This is a genomic window from Planomonospora algeriensis (assembly GCF_977012225.1).
The window spans coordinates 1-855 of record NZ_CDRNDK010000970.1 but is presented as its reverse complement, the minus strand read 5'-3'; the positions used below and the strand labels follow the sequence as shown (position 1 = coordinate 855).

Below are 855 nucleotides of genomic sequence, written 5' to 3'. Positions count from 1 at the left end.
GAACCCGGCCTATTCACGATGAACAGGAACAAAAGCTAACAAAACTCCCTCTCAGTACATGCCCCTGTTTCATCAGTGTGGTGATATGGAGCTTCAAGGTCTCGCCCGCCTCGGCGGCTGTAGGTTCTTTTTCGGCGCAGCCGGAAACCGCCAATAACGTCATCGCGCAGATCAGGACGCCCTGCCGTACGAAACGTGCCATGAAGCCCTCCATACCTGGCCGGATTTCCTGTAGATCTAATAATGTCCAACAGATTAGTCCGGTGTCCCGCCTGAGCAGAGGAATGGTTCGTGAGCCACCCCTTGGACGGAACGGCGTCGGAGGCGCGACGCCGCCTGCTGGAGCAGACCTTGGCGGAGCTCAGGACGCGGGTCGCGATTCTGGAGGCGGCGATAGACCCCGCCCACGGGCAGTTCACCGGCCGGTCCGTCTGGGTCGGGCCGACGGCCCGGAGGTTCGCCGAGGACCTCAGCGCCCGCCGGGTACGGCTCCGCCGGGCGGCCCAGGCGCTCATCGACACCGTGGAGGAGGAACTCCGCGCCATCCCGGCGAAAGCCTCAGCCGGACGCGACTGATCGTCTCCCCGGCCGCCGTTCAGCGGCCGGACCCCTCGGCCAGGAGTGGGCCGGTCCGGACAGCCCGGCCGGGCGGCCCGCAGGGCAGAGAGGGATCGGGTTCCTCTGCGAGCTGGAACCAGACCACCCGCCCGGCCGGGACGCCGTACCAGCCCCAGGTGGTGGCCAGTTCCCGGACCAGCCAGAGGCCCCGGCCGCCGCAGCTCTCCGCGCAGGCGTCCGTGCGGATCCGGGGCAGGCTGTCGGCCGAGCCCGCGTCGATCACGTCGATGTGGAGCG

General features: G+C 67.8%; 3 protein-coding genes. 1 reads left to right on the top strand and 2 read right to left on the bottom strand.

Annotated features, from left to right (window positions below):
* Positions 1–13: 13 nt before the first annotated feature.
* Positions 14–202 (bottom strand): hypothetical protein, encoded by a 189-nt coding sequence (locus tag ACWJ6R_RS37260; protein WP_449066693.1) that lies wholly within the window; start codon positions 200–202, stop codon positions 14–16.
* An 89-nt stretch (positions 203–291) separates the two neighbouring features.
* Here ACWJ6R_RS37260 and ACWJ6R_RS37255 point away from each other — a divergent pair, with 89 nt between their 5' ends.
* Positions 292–576, top strand: a complete 285-nt coding sequence (locus ACWJ6R_RS37255) for a hypothetical protein (RefSeq protein WP_449066692.1) — start codon at positions 292–294, stop codon at positions 574–576.
* Positions 577–595: 19 nt separating this feature from the next.
* On the opposite strand, the gene ACWJ6R_RS37250 is transcribed toward ACWJ6R_RS37255, so the two are convergent.
* The coding region (locus ACWJ6R_RS37250) for an ATP-binding protein (RefSeq protein WP_449066691.1) at positions 596–855 on the bottom strand (260 nt) is incomplete at its 5' end.